The organism is Pantoea sp. C1E2, from assembly GCF_056491465.1.
Genome location: NZ_JBSZHT010000002.1, coordinates 2501381 through 2525810 on the forward strand (window position 1 = coordinate 2501381; position 24430 = coordinate 2525810).

Annotated in this window: 21 protein-coding genes; 13 read left to right on the top strand and 8 right to left on the bottom strand. The window is 53.5% G+C overall.

What is annotated here, in order from left to right; all coding sequences use genetic code 11:
- Positions 1–25: 25 nt before the first annotated feature.
- Complete coding sequence (locus ACXI0A_RS12065) at positions 26–460, top strand: DoxX family protein (protein ID WP_224928090.1); 435 nt, start codon at positions 26–28, stop codon at positions 458–460.
- Between the two features lie 68 nt (positions 461–528).
- On the opposite strand, the gene hglS is transcribed toward ACXI0A_RS12065, so the two are convergent.
- Positions 529–1866 (bottom strand): 2-oxoadipate dioxygenase/decarboxylase HglS, encoded by a 1338-nt coding sequence (hglS, locus tag ACXI0A_RS12070; RefSeq protein WP_476148612.1) that lies wholly within the window; start codon positions 1864–1866, stop codon positions 529–531.
- A gap of 88 nt (positions 1867–1954) precedes the next feature.
- On the bottom strand, positions 1955–3289 hold the full coding sequence (locus ACXI0A_RS12075) for an MFS transporter (RefSeq protein WP_476148611.1): 1335 nt from the start codon (positions 3287–3289) through the stop codon (positions 1955–1957).
- A 310-nt stretch (positions 3290–3599) separates the two neighbouring features.
- Between ACXI0A_RS12075 and ACXI0A_RS12080 the strand changes: the two genes are divergently transcribed.
- Positions 3600–4520: a LysR substrate-binding domain-containing protein gene (locus ACXI0A_RS12080; protein WP_224928082.1), complete on the top strand. Its 921-nt coding sequence runs from the start codon at positions 3600–3602 to the stop codon at positions 4518–4520.
- Here ACXI0A_RS12080 and smrA read toward each other — a convergent pair whose 3' ends face one another.
- Positions 4521–5087 carry a DNA endonuclease SmrA gene (smrA, locus tag ACXI0A_RS12085; protein WP_476148609.1) on the bottom strand — a complete coding sequence of 189 codons (567 nt, stop codon included), beginning with the start codon at positions 5085–5087 and terminating at the stop codon, positions 4521–4523. It lies immediately after the preceding gene.
- 296 nt (positions 5088–5383) lie between these two features.
- Between smrA and ACXI0A_RS12090 the strand changes: the two genes are divergently transcribed.
- On the top strand, positions 5384–6136 hold the full coding sequence (locus ACXI0A_RS12090; RefSeq protein WP_034830913.1) for an FNR family transcription factor: 753 nt from the start codon (positions 5384–5386) through the stop codon (positions 6134–6136).
- A 118-nt stretch (positions 6137–6254) separates the two neighbouring features.
- On the top strand, positions 6255–7211 hold the full coding sequence (gene uspE / locus ACXI0A_RS12095; RefSeq protein ID WP_224928076.1) for a universal stress protein UspE: 957 nt from the start codon (positions 6255–6257) through the stop codon (positions 7209–7211).
- 47 nt (positions 7212–7258) lie between these two features.
- Here the strand turns inward: uspE and pntB are convergent, their stop codons facing one another.
- Both pntB and pntA read right to left on the bottom strand, forming a co-directional pair.
- Entirely contained in the window at positions 7259–8647 is a 1389-nt protein-coding gene (gene pntB / locus ACXI0A_RS12100; RefSeq protein WP_224928074.1) for a Re/Si-specific NAD(P)(+) transhydrogenase subunit beta, read from the bottom strand.
- A gap of 11 nt (positions 8648–8658) precedes the next feature.
- Complete coding sequence (pntA, locus tag ACXI0A_RS12105; protein WP_476148607.1) at positions 8659–10191, bottom strand: Re/Si-specific NAD(P)(+) transhydrogenase subunit alpha; 1533 nt, start codon at positions 10189–10191, stop codon at positions 8659–8661.
- A 539-nt stretch (positions 10192–10730) separates the two neighbouring features.
- On the opposite strand from pntA, the gene ydgH reads away from it, so the two are divergent.
- Both ydgH and ACXI0A_RS12115 read left to right on the top strand, forming a co-directional pair.
- Positions 10731–11687 carry a DUF1471 family protein YdgH gene (ydgH, locus tag ACXI0A_RS12110; protein WP_476148605.1) on the top strand — a complete coding sequence of 319 codons (957 nt, stop codon included), beginning with the start codon at positions 10731–10733 and terminating at the stop codon, positions 11685–11687.
- A 211-nt stretch (positions 11688–11898) separates the two neighbouring features.
- A complete protein-coding gene (locus ACXI0A_RS12115) occupies positions 11899–13290 on the top strand; it encodes a basic amino acid/polyamine antiporter (RefSeq protein ID WP_476148604.1) in 1392 nt (463 codons plus the stop codon).
- On the opposite strand, the gene ACXI0A_RS12120 is transcribed toward ACXI0A_RS12115, so the two are convergent.
- A complete protein-coding gene (locus ACXI0A_RS12120; RefSeq protein ID WP_038646835.1) occupies positions 13291–13704 on the bottom strand; it encodes a hypothetical protein in 414 nt (137 codons plus the stop codon).
- A gap of 176 nt (positions 13705–13880) precedes the next feature.
- Here ACXI0A_RS12120 and rstA point away from each other — a divergent pair, with 176 nt between their 5' ends.
- From rstA to ACXI0A_RS12150, 6 genes are all read left to right on the top strand, one after another.
- A complete protein-coding gene (gene rstA, locus ACXI0A_RS12125) occupies positions 13881–14606 on the top strand; it encodes a two-component system response regulator RstA (protein ID WP_224928061.1) in 726 nt (241 codons plus the stop codon).
- Entirely contained in the window at positions 14603–15913 is a 1311-nt protein-coding gene (gene rstB / locus ACXI0A_RS12130) for a two-component system sensor histidine kinase RstB (protein WP_476148602.1), read from the top strand. Before rstA ends, rstB begins: the two co-directional genes overlap by 4 nt.
- A gap of 12 nt (positions 15914–15925) precedes the next feature.
- A complete protein-coding gene (locus ACXI0A_RS12135; RefSeq protein WP_476148600.1) occupies positions 15926–17413 on the top strand; it encodes a carboxypeptidase M32 in 1488 nt (495 codons plus the stop codon).
- A gap of 170 nt (positions 17414–17583) precedes the next feature.
- Positions 17584–18060, top strand: a complete 477-nt coding sequence (asr, locus tag ACXI0A_RS12140; RefSeq protein ID WP_476148598.1) for an acid resistance repetitive basic protein Asr — start codon at positions 17584–17586, stop codon at positions 18058–18060.
- A gap of 81 nt (positions 18061–18141) precedes the next feature.
- A complete protein-coding gene (gene ydgU, locus ACXI0A_RS12145; protein ID WP_476151055.1) occupies positions 18142–18222 on the top strand; it encodes a small membrane protein YdgU in 81 nt (26 codons plus the stop codon).
- A gap of 116 nt (positions 18223–18338) precedes the next feature.
- Entirely contained in the window at positions 18339–19145 is an 807-nt protein-coding gene (locus ACXI0A_RS12150) for a trypsin-like serine protease (RefSeq protein WP_476148596.1), read from the top strand.
- A gap of 106 nt (positions 19146–19251) precedes the next feature.
- Here the strand turns inward: ACXI0A_RS12150 and hrpA are convergent, their stop codons facing one another.
- Positions 19252–23148, bottom strand: coding sequence for an ATP-dependent RNA helicase HrpA (gene hrpA / locus ACXI0A_RS12155; protein ID WP_476148594.1), 3897 nt, complete (start codon positions 23146–23148; stop codon positions 19252–19254).
- A 255-nt stretch (positions 23149–23403) separates the two neighbouring features.
- On the opposite strand from hrpA, the gene azoR reads away from it, so the two are divergent.
- Positions 23404–24003, top strand: a complete 600-nt coding sequence (azoR, locus tag ACXI0A_RS12160) for an FMN-dependent NADH-azoreductase (protein WP_224928043.1) — start codon at positions 23404–23406, stop codon at positions 24001–24003.
- A gap of 104 nt (positions 24004–24107) precedes the next feature.
- Here the strand turns inward: azoR and ACXI0A_RS12165 are convergent, their stop codons facing one another.
- Complete coding sequence (locus ACXI0A_RS12165) at positions 24108–24428, bottom strand: YdbL family probable chaperone protein (RefSeq protein ID WP_224928040.1); 321 nt, start codon at positions 24426–24428, stop codon at positions 24108–24110.
- Positions 24429–24430: the final 2 nt, after the last annotated feature.

Below are 24430 nucleotides of genomic sequence, written 5' to 3' on the forward strand. Positions count from 1 at the left end.
TAACCTGGCGAGACGGAGAAGCGCGATGTTTGGTGGAATCAACCAGATGTTCACTCGGATGAGCGATCACCCGGACTTCGGTAAACTGCTGTTACGTCTGACGTTTGGCGGCCTGCTGTTGTTTCATGGCGAATTTAAGGTGATGCATGGCGTCGACTGGATTGCCCATATGCTGGCCGTTAAAGGCATGCCAGGTTTCATCGCTTACGGTGCTTACATCGGGGAAATAGTGGCACCTGTCATGGTGATTATCGGATTAATGACGCGCCCTGCGGCCTTCATTATTGCGGTGAACATGGTTGTTGCGACCTTGCTGGTAAAAATGGGCGCGATCTGGCATCGCACAGATGTTGGCGCCTGGTCTCTGGAAACAGAGGCGCTTTATCTGCTGGGCGCACTCGCCATCATGTTCCTGGGTGCCGGGAAGTACCAATTGGTGCGTGATTCGCGCTTGCAATAAAAATAAAAGAAATGAAGCCGGTCTGCTGAAGTAGTGATGCCACTTCACAGACCGGTTTTCTTTTGCCGTTAGCGTATACCGCAGCGTGTCAAACTGCGCTGCTGCATCTGCTGATACAACGCCATCTCATCCTGCACCGCTGCGCCTAATGCGGCTTCAAAATCCGCTCGACTGGCATTGCCCGCGCTCCGTGCGTGCGTTTCGTCGCCTAAATTAGACTGGAATATCCCCGCTGCGCTCACCGGTAAAAAATCTTCATACACAATCGGTTCTGCCTGCACGCGTCCTTCAGCAAGCAGTTGGGTCAGGGTCTCCCCTGTTTGCGGAGGATGCTGGACGCCCTTAGCGGTCAGACGATAGCGGAACCACGCCAGTTCCTGCTCGCGCAAGGTATCTTCATCATCGGGAAAGTCACGAAACACCGCGCTCAGATGTTGCTGGTGATGCTGATTATCGCTGCCGGTGCCCGCTTCGGCTAACAAACGGTCGTACAGCATCCGCCCTTTGGGTGTCAGCGCCGCGCCGCGCTGCTCAATCTCACCAAAGCGTGCGGTGTGAGTGCCGGGTGTACCATCATTGAAATGTACCGCTTCTTCCAACGCTTTAAAGCTGGTTTGACGCAACAAAATCGGCACCTGACGCTGGGGTGGCCCCTCAATGAGGGTTTTGGGATCAATTCCTCGCGTAGGCATTAAGGTCTGCACACGATCTATATCCAACGTGCGCGGGGTCAGATGGTTGATGTGACATCCCTGGAAGCACACCACATCAGCAATCAAACGATGTTGCTGGCTCAGTGCGCGGTAGGTCTCACTGTCCACGAGGGTATGGGCATGCCAGCGGAAGGTTTCCAGCGCCTCTTTGACAAAGCGAGCAGCGTCAGCGGCGTTCAAACCGCCCTGCTGCTGATGTTGTGCGATCAGCGCACGACAACCCGGCGTAAAGATATCGCGCGCGGCCAAAATCGCGGCGGCTTTTTCCCTCAGATCGGCGTCATCAATCAGTTCGAGACGTAACAGTGAAGTAAACACGCGGAACGGATTTCGGCGCAATGCGCTATCGGTGACCGGACGGAAAGCGGTGGAGTGAACCGGCACACCTGCCTGGGAGAGATCATAATATCCCACCGGTTCCATCCCCATCACTGCAAACATCTGGCGCAGCGTGCTAAGTTCTTCGGCAGTCCCGACACGAATCGCACCGTGACGTTCCACACTGAGTCGATCCAATTCATCGGCGGCGGCGAGGCGGTTTTTTAAAGCGGGATGTGCTTCCAGCGTGCGCTCATTCACGGCCGTGACCAGTTGCGTCAGCGTGCCATATTGCGGCACCTCCTGCTGATACATACTGGACATCGCTTGCGAGAACAGCGTGCGAATGGCATCGCTGGTGAGAAAGTTTTCCATGGTCATCACCTCGGCGTTAAGGGTTGTTGCTAATGTAGATCAACCCTTTATCGCCGTGGAGGAATTTCGTGGAACTGTGATCGCCCTGTCACTCAACCTGGTCTGATGGGTCACCAAAGCGGCATTTCAGGGCCAGCATGACCGTTGTGAGCACTGCCGGAATCGCCAGCAGCAGGAAGATTTGACTGAACGACCAACCCAGAGAAAGCAACTCTGCCCCAACAAAAGCACTCATTATCGCGCCGACGCGCCCGACACCGTGCATCCAGCTGGAACCGGTGGCACGCGCGTGCGTGGGATAATAGCTGGCCGAAAGTGCATTCATGCCAGTGTTAGCGCCGTTGAAGCAGAAGCCGCTAAAGAAGGCAATGGCACTCATTAATCCGACTTCCGCCGGAGAAAAACCCAGCCCGACGATGGCAATTCCACCACAGAAGTAGATGATTGCCAGCGCGATATTGGCGTTGATGCGATCCATCAGCCAGCCAGCGAACAGCGAACCGACTGTGCCGCCCGCCTGATACATGGCCGTGACAATGGCAGCTTCCGTCACCGACATCCCCAGCGTGTTGATCAGCGAGGGCATCCAGCTGCCAATAAGATAGACGAGGAACAGCCCCATAAAGTAGCCGCCCCACAACATCAGGCTGCCAAACAAATAACGACGGGAAACCACTGTCGCCACCGCGCCGCGCCGTACGGCAACCTGCTCCGTAGATTGGTAATGGCTGTTCGGTTCGACAACGCCAGGCAGCATGCGATCCAGAATGGCATGAATACGCGCCGCGGGCGCACGACGGCTAATCAGGAAACGCACGGACTCCGGCAAGCCGCGCAGCAGGAATGGCAAGACAATCAGCGGCAACACACCGCCCATCAACATCACTGAGTGCCAGTCATAGCGTGGCAGCAGCCAGGAAGCCGCGAATCCGCCTGAGGCGGCACCAAAGGTAAAGCCACAGAACACCACGGTGATGATAAAGGAGCGTCGACGTTCTGGCGCATACTCTGCCACCAGCGTCCCGACGTTTGGCATCGCGGCTCCGAGACCGAGTCCGGTGAGAAAACGGAAGAGCATCATCTGATCGATGTTTTGCGCCATCGCCGTTGCCAGCGTCCACAGGCCAAAAAATCCTACGCTAAGCAGGATCATCACCCGCCGCCCGTAGCGATCGGCCAGCGGCCCTGCCACCATGGCGCCCAACGCAAGACCGATTAGCGCCGCGCTGATCACCATGCCAAGCTGATGGTTAGTGACACCCCAACTGGCTTTCAACGTGGGCGCGATAAAGCCCATCAGCGCGATGTCCATGCCATCCAGCGCCACGACGATGAAGCACAGCGCAATCAGGCGTTTTTGCCAACGGCTAAGCGCACTCTGATTAATCAGCTGGCGAACATCTACGGCTTCAACGGTGGTCACGGATCAACTCCTGCACATTCATCGTTTAATCATCAGTTTTGGTAAAAAAAACGGCGCTAATGATAGCTCATCGTTAACAATAACGGGCAGGATTTTTAAGTGTAAGTGAGAATTATTCAAATTTTGCGAGATTAAGCGTTTGATATTGCAATAGGTGATAATTTTGCACTGGCGCGCATTTTTGATAATTTCATTAAAAAGAGCAAGTTATGTTTTCAGGTGACTTTGTTAATATAATTTTGCAGTGAAGTTAACATAATTTCGGTTTTCCCATTGCCGCCAACCGGTAAAAGTCATTATGTTTGAGGCTATGGATAAAAATTCCCTTTTCAATCAGCGCATTCGCTTGCGCCATTTACACACCTTTGTTGCGGTCGCGCAGCAAGGCACGCTGGGGCGCGCGGCGGAGACACTTAATCTCAGCCAACCTGCGCTCTCGAAAACCCTGAATGAGCTGGAAGAACTGGCTGGCGCGCGCCTGTTTGAGCGCGGTCGTCTCGGCGCGCAGTTAACCACGCTCGGTGAGCAATTCCTTGTTCATGCAGTGAAAGTGCTGGATGCACTCAACCATGCGGGACAAAGCTTTAACGCCCCACAACCCGGTCGCCCGGTGGTGATTCGACTCGGTGCGTTGACGACGGCGGCGATGGGCATGCTGCCACAAATTCTTGACCGTTTTCATGAGCAGCAACCTAATACCACCGTACAGGTGGCGACCTTACACAATAATGTGTTGCTGGCTGGATTGCGCGCGGGCGAGTTTGATATTGGCATCGGACGCATGGCCGACAGTGAAATGATGGCAGGACTGAGTTATGAACTGCTGTTCTTAGAGTCGCTTAAGCTGGTAGTGCGCCCGGAGCATCCACTTCTGAGTGACAACGTCACGCTGTCGCGCGCGATGCAGTGGCCGGTGGTGATATCGCCGGAGGGCACCGCACCGCGCCGCCTTGCTCAGCATATGCTGGATGAACAAGGTTGTTCACTCCCCGCCAATTGCGTTGAAACGTCCTCCACTTCGCTGGCGCGCCAACTGGCCCTGCGTTATGACTATGTGTGGTTTGTGCCCTCGGGTGCCATCAAAGAGGACCTCAGCCACAACGCGGTCACGGCACTCCCGATTAATTCTCCGGGACCCGGTGAGCCGGTAGGGATCATCACCCGCAGCGGCCATCATCTGAGCCTGAGTGCAGAAGTATTGCTGGCGACCATCCGCAAATTTCACACCTGATTAGCGGCTGCGTTTGGCGTGGCGCTCACGATTCTCCAGCCGCGCCTGATCTGTTTTTCTCAAACTGACATACAGCGCTCCAGCACCACCGTGCTGGGGCTGTGACACGCAAAAGCTTTGCACCTCGTCAAACTGCGTCAGCCAGCGTGCCAGATAGCTGCGTACAATATTGGCATGGGATTCATCATCGCGGCCTTTGCCATGGATGATCAACAGATTGCGTAGTCCCAGCTTGCGCGCCTGCAGCATAAAACTGAACAACGCCTGACGACAGGTTTCTACTGGTTGTCGTAACAGATTCAGACTGGCGTCCGATGGATATTTCCCCAACCGCAATTTATCCAGCACACCCTGTTGGATCCCTTCTGATTTGTATTCCAGCGGAGTGGTCAGTGGAATAATGTCGAGAAAGCCACGAGTCAGGAAGTTCTCCTGTTCGTCGTTGGCTTGTGTTGGGCGCGGAGCTTTGGTTGAGGGCGTGCGCAGCCATTGGGTGTTAGCGCAATCTTTCAGTGGCGTCACATCGCCCATGGCATCCCGGAAAAGGTCTTCATCGTCAAGGTTCATAGTCTTTTCTCGCACCTGGTGGTTTGATGAACGCAAATTGCCGCTCAAAGACAAAATAGTAGCAAAGGTTTTTTGGCATCACATCTGTCACTTTTTGCGCTGTGACAGGTTGTGACCAGATGTAAATGTGGCAAGAAAACGTTCCAGGTCAAAAAATAGTGTCAGGCTAACCTTGCGCAAACTCAGGTATACCCTACGTTAGTGGGGGTTTAGGGATTAATACTGCTCGGATGAGTTCCCTTAACGCGTAAAAATGTTAAAATTGACGGCAGTCAATAATCATCGAGCGTACCTATATGATCCCGGAAAAACGCAGCATTCGACGTATTCAGTCTGGCGGATGTGCCATCCACTGTCAGGATTGCAGTATCAGCCAGTTGTGTATTCCCTTCACGCTGAACGAGCACGAGCTGGATCAGCTGGACAATATCATTGAGCGCAAAAAGCCGATTCAGAAAGGCCAGACGTTGTTCAAAGCCGGTGATGAACTGAAGTCGCTTTACGCTATCCGCTCCGGCACCATCAAAAGCTATACCATCACTGAACAGGGTGACGAGCAGATTACCGGCTTCCATCTGGCTGGCGATTTGGTGGGCTTTGATGCGATTGTCGGCGCACACCACCCTAGCTTTGCTCAGGCGCTGGAAACTGCCATGGTGTGTGAAATTCCTTTCGAAACCCTCGACGATCTCTCCGGTAAAATGCCGGCACTGCGCCAGCAGATGATGCGTCTGATGAGCGGTGAGATTAAAGGCGATCAGGACATGATCCTGCTGCTCTCCAAGAAAAATGCGGAAGAGCGTCTGGCGGCCTTTGTCTGGAATCTGTCACGCCGCTTCGGGCAACGTGGCTTCTCACAACGTGAATTCCGCCTGACCATGACGCGTGGTGACATTGGTAACTATTTGGGACTAACCGTAGAAACCATTAGCCGTCTGCTCGGCCGCTTCCAGAAAAGTGGCATGCTGGCGGTGAAAGGCAAATATATCACTATTGAGAACCATGCATTGCTGGCAGAACTGGCTGGTCAGACTGAACAAGCAGCGTGATTCTGTGCCGGGTCGATAAATGTTAGTTTATTGATCCGGCAACAACTTTTCCCCTTCTGCCCTACGCTAACTTAGGCTATCTTTAATCCAACTTGCTTTGGTTTGAGGAGATTGCCTTATGTCCCGGTACCAAAATATTCTGGTGGCGATTGACGCCCAACAGGACGATCAACCCGCGCTGCGTCGTGCGGTGTATCTGAATCAACGTATCGGCGGAAAAATCAAAGCTTTCCTGCCTATCTACGACTTCTCCTATGAAATGACCACCTTGTTGTCGCCGGATGAGCGATCCAACATGCGTAAAGGTGTCATTAGTCAGCGAACTGAATGGATTCGTCAGCAGGCCCACGCCTATCTTGAGGCTGGCGTCGACATTGAAATTAAAGTGGTGTGGCATAACCGCCCTTATGAAGCGATCATTCAGGAAGTGTTGGCGCATCAGCACGACTTAGTGTTGAAAATGGCCCACCAGCACGATCGCCTGGAAGCGGTGATTTTTACCCCTACTGACTGGCATTTGCTGCGTAAATGCCCTTGCCCGGTATGGATGGTGAAAGATCAGCCGTGGCCGGAAGGTGGCAGAGCAATTGTGGCTGTCAATCTGGCCAGTGAAGAGCCGCACCACGATGAACTTAACCAAAAGCTGATTCGTGAAACGGTGCTACTGGCCGATATGGTCAATCACACTGAAGTACATCTGGTGGGTGCCTATCCCATCACGCCAATTAATATCGCCATCGAACTGCCCGACTTTGATCCCAGCGTGTATAACGACGCGATTCGTGGCCAACATCTGGTGGCGATGAAAGCATTGCGTCAGAAATTCTCTATCGGTGAAGAGTTCACTCATGTGGCGAAAGGCTTACCTGAGGAAGTTATTCCGGATATCGCTTCACATCTTGAATCGGGAATTGTGGTACTGGGTACCATTGGCCGTACCGGCCTTTCAGCCGCGTTTCTGGGGAATACCGCTGAGCAGGTTATCGATCATTTACGATGTGATTTACTGGCGATCAAACCGGACGATTTCAAATCGCCGATTGATTATGACGACGAAGAAGACGAAGACGATTAACACAATAAAGGCGACCAGATGGTCGCCTTTTTTAACAGCCATGCTGATTACAGCGCGCGCAGGATACCTTCTACACTCGCCTTGGCATCGCCAAACAACATTTGTGTGTTGTCTTTGAAGAACAGCGGGTTCTGCACCCCAGCGTAACCGGTATTCATTGAACGCTTGAACACGATAACGTTCTGCGCTTTCCACACTTCCAGCACTGGCATACCTGCGATTGGGCTGCGTGGATCTTCCTGTGCCGCCGGGTTAACGGTGTCGTTGGCACCGATCACCAGTACGGTATCGGTATCGCTGAAATCATCGTTAATCTCGTCCATTTCCAGTACCACGTCGTACGGCACTTTGGCTTCCGCCAGCAATACGTTCATGTGGCCAGGCAAACGACCGGCAACCGGATGGATACCGAAACGCACTTTGATACCGCGTGCACGCAGTTTCTCAGTGATTTCCGCTACCGGATACTGTGCCTGCGCCACCGCCATGCCGTAGCCAGGGGTAATGATCACTGACGTTGAACCTTTCAGCAGTTCGGCTGTGTCTTCCGCCGTGATTTCACGATGTTCACCCTCTTCTTCGCTTTCGCCACCGACACTCACATCGGTACCAAAACCACCGGCAATCACGCTAATGAACGAGCGGTTCATCGCCTTACACATAATGTAAGACAGAATGGCACCCGAAGAACCCACCAGCGCACCGGTGACGATCAACAGGTCGTTGCTTAACATAAAGCCTGCCGCCGCGGCCGCCCAACCGGAGTAGGAGTTGAGCATCGAAACGACGACTGGCATATCCGCACCGCCAATCGAAGCCACCAGATGCCAGCCGAACACCAGCGCAATCACGGTCATCAACAACAGCGCAACCACCTGTGAACCGGTGCTGTCCGTCTGTACAAACCACAGCATCAGCAGGAAGGAAACCACCAGCGCTGCCAGGTTCATTTTATGGCGATGCGGTAACATCAGGGCTTTTGAAGAAATTTTGCCGCGCAGTTTGCCAAACGCCACGATGGAACCGGTGAAGGTCACTGCACCAATGAAGATGCCGAGGAACACTTCGGTCAGATGGATATTTTCCATCACCGGCACCAGGCCTGGTGCATGATCGAGATAGCTGTTGAAGCCAACCAGAACCGCGGCCAGACCCACAAAACTATGCAGGATTGCCACCAGCTCCGGCATTTCAGTCATTTCGACTTTCTTCGCCAGACGGATACCAATCGCACCGCCGATCACCATCGCCAGCAGGATCCACGCCACGTTGCCGCTGTTGGGTCCGAAGATGGTCGCCAGCAGCGCAATCGCCATGCCGCTGATACCAAAGAGATTACCCTGCTTTGACGTCTCATGTTTAGAGAGGCCACCCAGGCTGAAAATAAACAAAATTGCGGCAACAATGTATGCTGCAGTCACTAATCCGCCAGACATATTGCTACCCCTTAATTCTTACGAAACATTTTCAGCATGCGCTGGGTGACGGTGAAACCACCGAAGATATTGATGCTGGCAATCAGTACGGCGACGAAGGCAAGGAAAGTCACCCAACCACCGTGCCCCATCTGCAGCACCGCGCCCACCACGATAATGCCGGAGATGGCGTTTGTGACTGACATCAGCGGCGTATGCAACGCATGGCTGACGTTCCACACCACGTAGTAGCCGACCACGCACGAGAGCGCAAAGACGGTGAAGTGGGAGAGGAACTCTGGCGGAGCAACATTGGCGAGGCAGGCAAACAGCACCACCGCCAGCGCCAGCAGCAGATACTTGCGCCACGGTGAAACCGGTTTGGCTTCCACTTTGGCTTTTGGCTGGATAGCCGCTTGCGCCGCTTTCGGTGCGGCAGAAACCTGAATCGGCGGCGCTGGCCAGGTCACTTCGCCTTCACGAATCACGGTGACGCCGCGGACGACTACATCCTCGAAGTCCACGGTGATTTCGCCGTTCTTCTCTTTGCACAGCAGTTTCAGCAGGTTCACCAGGTTGGTGCCGTACAGCTGAGAGGACTGTGTTGCCAGACGACTAGGCAGATCGGTATAACCAATGATCTTCACGCCGTTGCTGGTCAACGTCACCTGATCGGCCACAGTCAGATCGCAGTTGCCGCCAGTGGCCGCAGCCAGATCGACAATCACACTGCCTGGCTTCATGCTGGCCACCATTTCAGCGGTGATCAGCTTCGGTGCCGGTTTGCCTGGGATCAACGCAGTGGTGACAATAATGTCGACGTCTCTCGCCTGCGCGGCAAACAGTTCCATCTCCGCCTTAATAAAGGCTTCTGACATCACTTTGGCATAGCCATCGCCACTGCCCGCTTCTTCTTCGAAATCCAGCTCTAGGAACTCGGCGCCCATACTCTGCACCTGTTCTTTCACTTCCGGACGCGTATCAAACGCACGTACGATCGCACCGAGGCTGCCCGCGGCACCAATCGCTGCCAGACCCGCCACACCCGCGCCGATAATCATCACTTTGGCCGGTGGCACTTTACCCGCGGCGGTGATTTGCCCGGTAAAGAAGCGGCCAAATTCATGCGCCGCTTCAACGATGGCACGGTAACCCGCGATGTTGGCCATAGAACTCAAGGCATCCAGCGCCTGGGCACGAGAAATACGCGGTACGGAATCCATCGCCATGACGGTGACGTTACGTGCTGCCAGTTTCTCCAGTAGTACTGGATTTTGCGCTGGCCAGATAAAGCTCACCAAAGTGCTGCCCGCGCGCGTCAGTTCGATCTCCTGATCGTCTGGCGCATTCACTTTCAACACAATGTCAGACTGCCAGACGCTTTCGGTGGTGCTGATAGTGGCACCAGCGGCGATAAAGCTCTCATCGTCAAAACTCGCGCGAATACCGGCGCCCTGCTCGACCGTGACGCTGAATCCCAGCTTGATCAGTTGCTCAACGGTCTTAGGCGTAGCTGCGACGCGCGACTCATTGGCTAACCTTTCTTTGGGTATCCCAATTAACATACTGTTTCCTTTCAACAATTAAAGGATGAGGTTCTGTAAGTGGCACAAGCCCATAAGGCTGAAACAGCGTTTCAGCTTTTTATGAGCAAAATGCGCAATGTAACAAAGTCTTTATAACCTACTGAAAATGTGAAAAGTGATCCACAGCGATAACGCACACTTATGACATTCACTCAAATATTCAGATGCAAAGATTGAATGCCACGTTTTGCCACTAGTTTTAAGCCGTAATAAAAAATAATCTGCTGCGCAGAATCGTGTCATGTCGAATTAAGTGTTTTAAAAAACCTTTATTTAACAATGCATTAACTATATTTGCACTATGTGTTACCAGAATAAGTGGTAAGTCGTTCAAAAAAAGGCCATAGCATAGGCAAATGACATGTCGATGAATAATTTGCGGAGATTGTCAATGTTATGCGTATAAATTGGCTGAGACAGGTTGATTATTACATGCAATAATCAGCGGCTAATCTGTTATACATCAAGAGTCCAGCACGTTTTCGTACTCATTTTGCGTAAGGCGAAGGATCATTTTTATGAAGCTGAAGAACACCATTCTGGCGACCACCTTGTTATCACTGTTGGCAGCAAATGCATTTGCCGCCAAAGAGTTGACGCCAGAACAAGCGGCCGCGTTGAAACCATTCGAACGTATTAATATCAGCGGTCGTTTCAATGCCATCGGTGATGCTACCGATGCCATCTCTAAAGCAGCCGACGAAAAAGGCGCTGACTCCTTCTATGTGCAGGGTATCAATGATACCAACGGCAATGGCGGTAACTGGCGCGTCACGGCTGATCTGTATAAAGCCAACGCACCTAAAGCGGATGACACCACCAAATACCGTACCTTTAGCGGTGTCAAGGAGTTGCCAAAAGCCGAAGCATATCGTTTAGAGCCATTCGATACTGTTTCGGTGAGCGGTTTCTTCGCCAGCCAGCCAGATGTGAATGATGCCATTGCCAAACAGGCGAAAGACAAAGGTGCGGCATCCTTCTTTATTGTGCGTCAGGTTGATGCCAACAACGGCGGTAACCAGTACGTGACCGCTTATGTGTATAAAGCAGATGCACCAGAACGTAAGGTACAGAATGTTTCCGATTCTATTCCTGCCGATTCTGAAGCCGGCAAAGCAGCATTGGCTGCTGGCGGCGCTGAAGCCAGCAAAGTGGCCATTCCGGGTGTCGCCTCATCTGATACCCCTAGCCGTAGCGTAGGCCGTTTCTTTGAAACGCAGAGTTCTACGGGCCAGCGTTATACCGTTAAGCTGGCAGATGGCCGTAGCGTGCAGGAAGTGAATGCGATTACTGCCGCACAGATGCAGCCGTTTGATACCGTGACCTTCTCCGATCACTTCGGAACGCCGACTGAAGTGTCTGAAGCTGTGGCTAAACGCGCGGCTGATAAGGGTGCGAAGTACTATCACATCACCCGTCAATGGTCGAGCCAGAGCGGTGGCAACCTGACCGTGACCGCGGATCTGTTCAAGTAATTCCCCTTCAGGGCGGCTTTTGTCGCCCTGTGCTTCTGTTTGCATAGTCTGTGCGCAGATCTGCATAATCCTGCATTGCCTTCCCTTTTCGCTCTCCGTAAAATCCTTCGCCTGTTTTCAGGGTATTCCGTTTTAAATCCGGCTAATGGCCACGTTACACTCCAGCGGAATAGTCACTACCCAGCATACTCTGCTGTCCAGGAAAGGTGTTTTGGATAAAAAATTAGGTCTGAGCGCGCTCACCGCGCTGGTACTCAGCTCCATGCTCGGCGCGGGCGTGTTTAGCCTGCCGCAAAATATGGCTGCCGTCGCCGGTCCCGCTGCACTGCTGATTGGCTGGCTGATCACCGGTGTGGGCATCCTGTTTCTTGCGCTGGCCATGCTGCTGCTGACACGCTTAAAACCCGAACTGGACGGCGGGATTTTTACCTATGCGCGCGCCGGATTTGGTGAGTTGGTAGGATTTTGTTCCGCCTGGGGCTACTGGCTCTGTGCGGTCATCGCCAACGTGTCGTATCTGGTGATTGTCTTTTCGGCACTGAGTTTCTTCACTGATTCGCCTGACCATGTGGTGTTTGGCGATGGCAATACCTGGCAGGCCATGCTGGGTGCGTCAGTACTGTTATGGCTGGTGCACTGGCTGGTATTACGTGGCGTACAAACCGCTGCCAGCATCAACCTGCTCGCTACCCTGGGAAAACTGGTGCCACTGCTGCTGTTTGTCGTGCTGGCCCTGGTTGCATTTAACTACGATCGCTTCCACTTCGACTTCAGCGGCGTTGCGTTAGGCCAGCCGCTCTGGCAGCAGGTCAAGCAGACCATGTTGATCACCTTGTGGGTGTTTATTGGTGTCGAAGGCGCGGTGGTGGTCTCCGCGCGAGCACGTCATAAGAAAGATGTCGGACGCGCCACCATGCTGGCGGTTATCGCGGCCCTGCTGGTTTACTTGCTTGTCACCCTACTGGCTCTGGGCGTTGTGCCACGTGCAGAGCTGGCGCAAATGCGGAATCCTTCGATGGCTGGCTTGATGCAGCATCTGTTGGGGCATTGGGGCAATACGGTAATTGCAGTGGGTCTGATTATTTCCGTGTGTGGCGCGTATTTAAGCTGGACAATTATGGCCGCCGAAGTGCCTTTCCTTGCAGCACAACAAGGGGCTTTTCCCCGCAGTATTGCACGCCAGAATCGTCATAATTCGCCGGCGGCTTCGCTGTGGCTCACCAACGCCAGCGTTCAGGTCTGTCTGATCCTCATTGCTGTGACTGGCGCAGATTACAATACGCTCCTCACCATCGCGTCAGAGATGATTCTGGTGCCGTATCTGTTGGTGGGGCTGTATTTGATTAAAGTGGTTCGCGGGCAACAAAATCCGCTGGCGATGGCGGTAGGATTGGGCGCCAGTGCTTACGGATTCTGGCTGCTTTACGCTTCGGGTCCGCTGCACCTGCTGCTGTCTGTGGTGCTGTACGCACCGGGATTAATGCTGTTCCTCTATGCGCGACGCGGTGGTCGTGGCAACAAGGTGTTGTCACAACTGGAGCGCATCGCGATAGGGTTACTGATTGCTGCAGCACTGCCAGCGATGTGGCAGCTCACGCAGTAATTAGTGAGGCTGAACCGGGATGGAGACACACAGCAGGTCATCCTGCTGTGTCAGATTGAGCGCTTTACGGTATTCCTGATGGATTGCGTCCAGCTGATCTTCTGACAGAGGATAAGGCAGTTGAATATCAAATCGGCTGATGTGTTGCTGTTCAGCTAAGGTGATCAATCGCGCAATGTTAATCTCGTCACTAACCTGCGTAGAAATGATTTGTAATGCTAATTCTTTCAGATGATCGTCGCTTGCCGCTAAACCATGTGCAGATTTTCGCGTCACCATGCCAAAGATCGGCATGACACCGTATATGGCGTCAACGAAACTCCAGCGTTTTTTGCAGGAAGCAGAGAGAAAATCGCTGTAATTGAAGCAGATGCGGTCACTGTATCCGGCTGAAGCCAGCTCTTTATCAGACACCCTCGCACTCCTCCTGGTTTTCGTTACGGTTCCGAACCTTGCGCTACAACGCGCCGCTAATAATGGCACATTTCACCGTAAATATACCAGTCAGGCAGGGATATTTCGTGCGATAGCGTAGAGCTCAGGACCAGGAAAAGTTATGCTGCTGTCATTCTCATCACTTGCCGTGAAATATGAACAAAATTGTCTATGTGGAAGATGAGCCAGAAGTCGGTGAATTGATCGCCGCTTACCTTGGCCGCCACGATATTGAAGTGACTGTTGAAACGCGCGGTGACCGTGCTGAAGCGACTATTTTAGAAGCCGATCCCGACCTGGTATTACTGGATATTATGTTGCCGGGCAAAGATGGCATGACCGTTTGCCGTGACTTGCGCGCGCACTGGTCAGGGCCGATTGTGCTGCTGACATCGCTCGACAGCGACATGAACCATATTCTGGCGCTGGAAATGGGTGCCAACGATTACATTCTGAAAACCACACCGCCCGCTGTTTTGCTGGCCCGCTTGCGTCTGCACCTGCGCCAGGCGCAGGGTTCTCAGCCCGAAGTCACGCCCGCAATTCAGAGTTCCCAGCGTGTGTTGCGTTTTGGTTCACTGACCATTGATTCCCTCAATCGTCAGGTGATGCTGTTTGATGAGAACATTACCCTCTCCACCGCCGATTTCGATCTGCTGTGGGAGTTAGCTACCCACGCAGGACAGATCCTGAACCGCGATGCATTGCTGAAAACGCTGCGTGGGGTGAGCTACGACGGCATGGACCGCAGTATTGATGTGGCGATTTCTCGCCTGCGCAAAAAACTGTATGACAGCGCCACCGAGCCGTTCCGCATCAAAACCATCCGCAATAAAGGTTACCTGTTCGCGCCTCAGGCCTGGGATACCCGTTCAGCATGAGAAAGCTCTTTATCCAGTTCTATCTGCTGCTGTTCGTCTGCTTTCTGGTGATGACCTTGCTGGTGGGACTGGTGTACAAGTTCACCGCAGAGCGTGCAGGCCGCCAGTCAATGAATGATTTGATGGCGAGTTCGCTGTTTCTCATGCGCAGCGAGTTGCGCGAGATCCCTCCGCGTGACTGGAACAAAACCATCCGCAATCTCGATCTTGATTTGTCGTTTGAGCTGCATATTGAACCGATGAGTAAATATCAGCTGGATGAGCCCGATATGCGCCGCTTGCGTGCCGGTGAAATCGTCGCGCTCGACGATCAATACACCTTCCTGCAGCACATTCCACGCAGCCATTATGTGCTCTCGGTCGGCCCGATTCCCTATCTGTTTTATCTGCATCAGATGCGCATTCTGGATATCGCGCTGCTGGCCTTTATCGGTATGTCTTTGGCGCTGCCGGTATTTATCTGGTTGCGACCACACTGGCAAGAGATGCAGCGGCTGGAAAAAGCCGCGCAACGTTTTGGTCGCGGTGAGCTGGATGTGCGCACCCATTTCGAAAGCACGTCGAGTCTGCACAGTCTCGGCGTGGCGTTTAACCAGATGGCCGACAACATCAATACGCTGGTGGCCAGTAAGAAACAGCTAATTGATGGCATCGCCCACGAGTTAAGAACGCCGTTAGTTCGTCTACGTTATCGCCTTGAGATGAGCGATAACCTCAGTGAGGCCGAATCCGCTGCGCTCAATCGAGACGTCGGCCAGCTTGAGAGCTTAATCGAAGAATTACTGACCTATGCCCGCCTCGACCGCCCGCGTGTCGATCTTAACCTTCAGTCGTTTGATTTGGCGCAGTGGTTGCGTGTGCATATTGAAGATGTGCAAATCATGAATCCACAGGCGCATATCGCACTGGATATTCCGCAACTTGAGAATGTGGGCTCCGCCGATACCCGTTTGATGGAACGCGTTCTGGATAATCTGGTGAACAATGCGCTGCGTTACGCTCAACAGCGGCTGCGGGTTAGCCTGTGGTTTGACGGCGCCATCGGTCATTTACAGGTAGAAGATGATGGCCCGGGTATCCCACCCGAAGAGCGCGCACGCGTGTTTGAACCTTTTGTGCGTCTCGATCCTAGTCGCGATCGCGCTACCGGCGGCTGTGGGCTTGGGCTGGCGATTGTCCACTCTATTGCACAGGCACTGCAGGGACAGGTCACTATTGAGAGCAGCCCGCTGGGTGGTGCCAGCGTTCGCTTCTGCTGGCCGGTTGATCTACCCTTGCGAGATGTTTCGCCCCGTTTACCGTCATAAGGAGCTTTTATTTTGACTTCTGCTTATCAGGAACTTAGCAAAACTTTCCAGCGCCTTTCCCGCTTTGGTCATCTGGGCGCTATTGCCGGCGTGGATATGCAAACCACTATGCCGCCAGGCGGTAGTCAGGCGCGCGGTGAAGCCATGGCGGAACTCAGCGTGTTTATGCATGAACTGCTGACTGATAAACGCCTCGGCGGCTTGTTCGATGCCGCCCAGCAAGAATCATTGAACGATGTTGAGCAAGCTAACCTGAGCGAAATGCAGCGTGCATGGCAGCAGGCGACGATTCTGCCCGCTTCGTTGGTAGAAGCTAAATCGCTGGCCGGTTCGCGTTGTGAGCACGCATGGCGCCAACAGCGTCCGGCTAATGACTGGCAGGGCTTCTCGGCTAACCTGAAAGAAGTGGTGAAACTCAGCCGTGAGGAAGCTCAGTTACGCGCCGAGGCGCTGGGTGTGTCTCGTTATGACGCGCTACTGGATGTGTTCGAGCCAGGCATGACCAGTGCACAACTCGACAGTACTTTTGGCGAGTTGAAAAGCTGGCTGCCCGCGCTGCTGCAAAAAGCCGTTGAGAAGCAGCAGAAAACCGCCATCGCGGCGCCGGTTGGTCCCTTCGCCATTGAAGCGCAAAAGCAGCTGGGCTTGAGTGTGATGAAAACGCTGGGCTTCGATTTCAATCATGGCCGCCTGGATGTTAGCGCACACCCCTTCTGTGGCGGCGTGCCGGAAGATGTGCGCATCACCACCCGTTACAATGAGAGCGACTTCCTCAGCGCCATGATGGGCGTGATCCACGAAACCGGACACGCACGTTATGAGCAGAACTTACCGCAGCAATGGCGCGGACAACCGGTGGCACATGCACGCTCTACCGCCATGCATGAATCACAAAGCCTGTTTATGGAGATGCAGCTGGGCCGCAGTGAGGCGTTCCTGCAACATATCCACCCGCAGGTGACGGCGATGATGGGCGATCAGCCCGCGCTGGAACTCAACAACTTTATTCGCCAGACGCAACGCGTCAAGCCCGGTTTTATTCGCGTGGATGCCGATGAGCTGAGCTATCCGGCCCACGTGATTCTGCGTTACGAAATCGAACGTGCGTTGATTGAAGGTGAGATTGAAGTCGATGACATCCCCGCACTGTGGGATGAGAAGATGCAGCAATCGCTGGGAATAGATACCCGTGGCAATTACCGTGATGGCTGCATGCAGGATATCCACTGGACCGATGGCGCCTTTGGTTACTTCCCGACGTACACCTTAGGTGCTATGTACGCGGCCCAGCTATTCCAGGCCGTGAAGCGGGCGATTCCTCAAGTGGAAGATCTGATCCGTAACGGAGAGTTGCAGCCGGTATTTGACTGGTTACAACAGAACATCTGGCAGCACGGCAGCCGCTTCCCGACGAATCAGTTATTGGTCAATGCCACGGGCGAAACGCTGAATCCGCACTATTTCCGTCAGCACCTTGAACAACGCTATCTCTCTGCGTAAACTGCGCGGCGGCCCAACCGGCCGCCCTTTTCACTTCCTTTACTCCGCTTTGTACATTCCGTTACACGCCGATACCAATGCCTCACGGAAAGACCGAGTTGTTTTTCATATAGTTGTTTCACCGGCCCCGCAGTGGGCTACACATGAAAAATTAGTTCGAGGATTTTGCGATGAAAAAATTAGTTGCACTGGTGATCGCCGCTGCTATGGGTATGTCTTCTGTTGCTTTCGCTGCTGAGACCACTACAGCTGCTCCGGCTGCTGCCGCTACCACTACCGCTGCACCTGTTAAGCACAAAGCGGTTCATCATAAGAAAGTTGCCCAGAAAGCGCAGGCAGCTAAGAAACACAAAAAAGTAGAGAAGAAAGCGCCAGCTGCACAGAAAGCTCAGGCCGCTAAAAAGCACCACAAAAAAGCAACCAAGCCAGCTGCACAGAAAGCCCAGGCTGCTAAAAAGCACCACAAAAAAGCAACCAAACCAGCTGCACAGAAAGCCCAGGCTGCTAAAAAGCACCACAAAAAAGCAACCAAGCCAGCTGCACAGAAAGCTCAGGCTGCTAAAAAGCACCACAAAAAAGTAACTAAGCCAGCTCAGAAAGCTCAGGCTGCTAAAAAGCACCACAAAGCGAAAAAAGCGGCTAAATAAGTCGGCCCCTTAGCGCCAACACCGCATTAATATCTAAAACACCCGGTTATGCCGGGTGTTTATTTACTGGAGTAGCGAAAAATGGTGCGTCGCTATCGCTTCGAAATTATCCTGCTTGTGATGATCCTCTGTGGCATTGTTGCAGCCTGTTTTTTTATCTAGTCGTTGTAGCGTGCTGATTACTCCAATATTTCTCCCTTTTTTCCCGCTCTCCGACTATAGTTATCGCTCAAGCGTGATGACAAACTCCCCTACTTATTCTCGCCATTGAGAGAACTATGCGCCTGGCTATCCTGTTACTTGTTGGTATTTTCAGTTTTAACCTCGCAGCACATGCCGATGACGAAGATGGGCCAAGCCCGGAAGACATCAAGACACTGTTCTTTGGCAAAGATAACCGTAAAGCGATCACGGATGTCAGCGCGGCTCCATGGGACGCGATTGGCCAGCTGGAGACCGAAAGCGGCAATCTCTGTACCGCAACCCTGATATCTGCTCACCTGGCGTTAACCGCTGGACATTGCCTGCTCGCTCCTCCGGGAAAATTTGATAAACCGGTGGCGCTGCGCTTTATGTCAGGTGCCAAAGGCTGGCGTTATGAAATACATGATATTGATGCGCGGGTAGAACCTTCTCTGGCGCGCAGGCTTAAAGCCGATGGTGAGGGTTGGATCGTGCCGCCGGGCGCGGCACCTTACGATTATGGGCTGGTTATATTGCATAACCCGCCGTCGGGCATCGTGCCGATTCCCCTGTTTGACGGCTCACGCAGCGATCTTACTGACGCATTGAAAACCACTGAGCGTAAAGTGACGCAGGCCGGATATCCGGCGGATCATCTTGATACGCTCTACTCGCACAGTGATTGTTTGATTACCGGCTGGGCGCAACGTGCGGTGTTGTCACACCAGTGCGATACCTTGCCTGGCGATAGTGGATCACCGCTACTGTTAAAAAGTGGGGATGGCTGGAAACTGATTGCGGTGCAAAGCTCTGCGCCCGCTCCGGCGGATCGTTATCGCGCGGATAACCGTGCCATTGCGGTCACATCGTTTAAAGACAGTCTTGAAGAGTTGGCGAAATAAGATTCCGCCACTCAATCGATTCTTCGCGGTGTTATTTATTACGCACAGTCAGCGATGTTTTCACTCACAAAGGCGCAAAAAAATTGCGCCTTTGTTGTTTTTGCAATCAGCCAATCTGTTCCATCGCCTGCACAATACGCTTATCAGAGATGGGATAAGGTGTGCCCAACTGCTGGGCAAAGTAGCTAATGCGTAACTCCTCCAGCATCCAGCGAATCGCCTGAACTTCAGCATCATCCTGGCGCTGTGGCGGCAGTTTATTGCGCCATGCTTGCCACGCCTGCTCTGTCGCCTGCACTTTCAGCATGCGCGCACGATCGCTGTAAGGGTCGGTCGGCAATTTTTCCAGACGACGCTCGATACCCTGTAAATAGCGCAATGTATCGCCCAGGTGTTGATAGCCATTGCCGGTAACAAAGCCGCGGTAAACCAGACCACTCATCTGCGCTTTAATATCAGACAGTGCCAACGCCAGCGTCATATCGACGCGGCCTTTCAGGAACTTGTTGATATTGAACACACTGGTCAGAATCTGCTCGACCTGTTTGGCGATGGTCACCACGGTTTCATTCAATTCAGCACGCACTTTGTCGCGTAGCTGCTCGAAGTTCTCCTGTTGCCATGCCGGACCGCCCGCTTCCGCCATCAATTTATCGACACCACAAGCGATACAGTCATCAATCAGATCCAGTACTTTGCCGTACGGATTGAAGTACAAGCCGAGCTTGGCTTTGTTTGGCAGTTTCTCGTGCAGATATTTGATCGGCGACGGGATGTTTAACAGCAACAAGCGACGCTGACCGCGCCACATCATTTTCTGCTGCTCCTGTTCGTTATCAAACAGGCGAATGGCGACACTGTCTTTTTCATCGACCAGCGCGGGCCAGGCTTTAACCTGATAGCTGCCGCGCTTCTGCTCGTAACTCTGCGGCAAATCACCAAAGCTCCAGATGTGCAGTCCGCTCTGCTCCAGCCCATCGTCCGCGACTTTCGACAGCGTTTCCTGCACCTTGCCTTTCAACACCTGCTTCAGTTGATGCAGATCTTTGCCTTCCTGCAGCTTGCGATTGTGTTCATCCACAATGCGGAAGGTCATTTTCAGGTGATCGGGCACCTGATCCCACTGCCAGGCTTCACGATCAATTGTCACGCCGGTCATGCGGCGGAACTCGCGCTCCAGCGCATCCAGTAGCGGTAACTCCATCGCTTTAACACGACCAAGGAAAGCTTCTGCGTAGTTCGGTGCAGGCACCAGATTGCGTCGCGTTGGTTTTGGCAGCGATTTAATCAGTGCAATCACCAACTCACGGCGCACGCCGGGGATTTGCCACTCAAAACCACCTTCTTCGACCTGATTGAGCAACGGCAGCGGAATGTGGACTGTAACACCATCGGCATCCGCCCCCGGTTCAAACTGATAGCTCAGTTTCAGCTTCAGGTTGCCCTGATGCCAGAAGTTCGGGTAATCAAGCTGGCTGACTTTATCGGCGCCATCTTTGATCAGCATCTGCTTATCAAAACTGAGCAAGTCAGGATTGTCTTTGCTCGCCTGTTTCCACCAGCTGTCAAAGTGGCGCGCGGAGACCACGTCAGCGCCGATGCGGCGATCGTAGAAAGCAAACAGCGTTTCATCATCGACCAGAATGTCACGACGACGTGATTTGTGTTCCAGATCTTCTACTTCACTGCGCAATTTCAGGTTGTTACGCAGGAACGCATGACGCGTCTGCCAGTCTCCTTCCACTAACGCGTGACGGATAAACAGTTCACGGCTGAGTGGCGCATCGATTTGGCTGTAGTTAACCTTGCGCGCCTGCACAATCGCCAGGCCATAAAGCGTGACTTTTTCTGTCGCCATCACCGCACCCTGGGCTTTCTCCCAGTGCGGTTCGCTGTAGCTGCGTTTGATCAGGTGCTGTGCCAGCGGTTCAATCCATTCTGGATCGATACGCGCGGCCACACGGCCCCACAAGCGGCTGGTTTCCACCAGTTCCGCCACCATGGTCCACTTCGGCGGCTTCTTAAACAGGCCGGAACCGGGGAAGATGGAGAAGCGGGCATTACGCGCGCCAGTGAATTCCTGCTTTTCGCTATCTTTTTGACCAATATGCGACAGCAAACCGGTCAGTAAGGCGCAGTGGACTTCACGATAGGGTGCGGGCTCGCTGTTAACTGGCATGCCCTGTTCGCGCACCACCTGACGCAGCTGCGTGTAAATATCCTGCCATTCACGTACGCGCAGATAGTTGAGGAAGTCGGTTTTACACTGGCGGCGGAAATGATTGCCCGACAGCGCTTTTTGCTGCTCCTGCAGGTAGTTCCACAGATTCACGAAAGAGAGGAAATCCGACTCTTTATCGGCAAAGCGACGGTGTTTCTCATCGGATGCCTGCTGTTTTTCACTCGGGCGCTCGCGCGGATCCTGAATAGATAAGGCCGCGGTGATGATCATCGCTTCACGCACGCAGCCGAACTTTTGCGCTTCCAATACCATGCGCGCCAGACGCGGATCCACCGGCAATTGCGCCAGCTGGCGGCCAGAGGTAGTCAGCTTGTAGGTTTCATCCTCACTCAGCGTGATAGCGCCCAGCTCTTCCAGCAGACGTACGCCATCCTGAATGTTGCGCTTGTCTGGCGCTTCAACAAACGGGAACGCAGCAATATCGCCGAGACCGAGCGCGGTCATCTGCAAAATCACGGATGCCAGATTGGTACGCAGAATTTCCGGATCGGTAAACGCTGGACGGCTAAGGAAATCGTCCTCTGAATAGAGACGAATACAGATCCCTTCCGACACACGTCCGCAACGCCCTTTACGCTGGTTAGCAGACGCTTGCGAAACCGGTTCGATCGGCAGGCGCTGCACTTTAGTGCGATAGCTGTAGCGACTGATACGCGCAGTGCCAGGATCGATGACGTATTTAATGCCCGGTACGGTGAGTGAAGTCTCGGCCACGTTGGTCGCCAGCACGATGCGGCGCCCGCTGTGTGACTGAAACACCCGGTTCTGCTCGGCATTCGACAGCCGTGCATACAGCGGTAAAATTTCGGTGTGCGGGATATCGCGCTTCATCAACGCATCGGCGGTATCGCGGATTTCACGCTCGCCACTCATAAAGATCAGAATATCGCCGCGACTCTCATGACCTAACTCATCGACGGCGTCAAAAATCGCCTGCAGCTGATCGCGATCAGTATCATCCTCGTCTTCCACAATTGGGCGATAGCGCACTTCCACCGGATAGGTGCGACCCGAGACTTCAATCACCGGCGCATTATTGAAGTGGCGCGAGAAACGCTGTGGATCGATGGTCGCCGAGGTGATGATCACTTTCAAATCGGGACGGCGCGGTAGCAACTCGCGCAGGTAGCCCAGCAGAAAATCGATGTTCAGGCTGCGTTCATGCGCTTCATCAATAATGATGGTGTCATATTGCAGCAACTGACGATCCTGCTGGATTTCCGCCAGTAAAATACCGTCGGTCATCAACTTCACTTGCGTCGTGTCGCTGACCTGATCGTTAAAGCGCACCTTATAACCGATAGTGCCTCCGAGCGAGGTTTCCAGCTCATCAGCAATACGGTTGGCGACGGTGCGCGCCGCCAGTCGGCGTGGCTGCGTATGACCAATCAACCCTTTCACACCACGCCCGAGCGCCAGACAAATCTTCGGCAGCTGGGTGGTTTTCCCTGAACCGGTTTCCCCGGCCACAATCACCACCTGATGATCGCGAATCGCCTCTGCAATCTCTTGCTGTTTCTGACTGACCGGCAGGTTTTCCGGGAAGGTGATGCGTGGCGTGGCCGCCGTACGCTGAGCGATACGCAGTTCAGCAGCCGCAAATTCGGCTTCTAATTCTGTGGCAATGCCCTGCTGCGCCGCAGGATTTTTCACTTTCGCTGCACCATGCAGACGGCGCTGCAAGCGCTGGCGATCGCGCAGCGTCAGATTATCGAGCCGCGACCAGAGCGGCGCCAAAGGGGAGGTTTGGGATGATGACATAGTAATGCGTTACCTGTTGTCGCGGCGAGCCTGGCAAAATGCGCTCTATACCGGCTGAAATTTCCCGGCGGATTCAATCAATTATTGCCCGGCATGATAGCACACTCTGGAAAACCTCACCTGACCGGACGTGCGACCTTATTCAATAATTTCGAACATAGGTCTCGAAATATTGCGCTTTTACCTCGCGGAGGAACTCCGTAGAGTGTAACGCATTGAGCGGTAAGCCAACCGCGTCACGCACAGGAAAACACCATGAGCAAAGTTTTAGTTCTGAAATCAAGCATCCTCGCCGGTTACTCTCAGTCAAACCAATTGGCTGACTTCTACGCTGAAGAAGCCCGCGCCAAAGGTAATGACGTTACCGTCCGCGATTTGGCTGCTCAGCCGATTCCGGTTCTGGATGGTGAGCTGGTTGGCGCACTGCGTCCTTCAGATGCTCCACTGTCTCCACGCCAGCAGGAAGCACTGTCCCTGTCTGACGAACTGATTGCTGAACTGCAAGCGCATGACACCGTGGTTATTGCTGCGCCGATGTACAACTTCAACATCCCAACTCAGCTGAAAAACTACTTCGACCTGATTGCTCGTGCTGGCGTGACTTTCCGTTACACCGAAGCAGGCCCGGAAGGTCTGGTCACCGGTAAACGTGCCGTGATCCTGTCCAGCCGTGGCGGTATCCACAAAGATACGGCCAGCGATCTGCTGACCCCATACGTGAAACTGTTCCTGGGCTTCATCGGCATCACCGACGTGAACTTCGTGTTCGCAGAAGGTATTGCTTACGGTCCGGAAGTGGCGACCAAAGCGGCTAACGACGCGAAAGACGCCATCAAGCAAATTGTTGCTGCGTAATCTTAAGAACGTGATGAATACCCGAGAATAATGGGTATGATGCCATCTTTGCCGGGCCTGAGTGCCCGGCTTTTTTATGGCTGTGACTCACATAATGATGGGTTTTACTTACGTAACCACTGCCCGTTAATGCCGCGCACATATTCCCCGCTACCCGCACGACTCACCAGCTTCTCGCCCGCAATACGTGCCACTTCGCTGGTGGTCAGATTGTTCTGCTGCGCGACGCGCTGATATTGCTGTGTGCGGCCATCGTTTATCCGCTTCACCAGCGCCAGGGTTTCATCATCCTGCTGGCGTGCCGCAACATAACCACTGAGTGTTTCACCCAGACGCCCCTGTTGGCGTGCTTCGTCCAGCGTCAGCGCCCAGGCTGAAGGCACCAGCAGCAGCGCCAGCATTAATGCCATCGCTTTTGATTTCATCA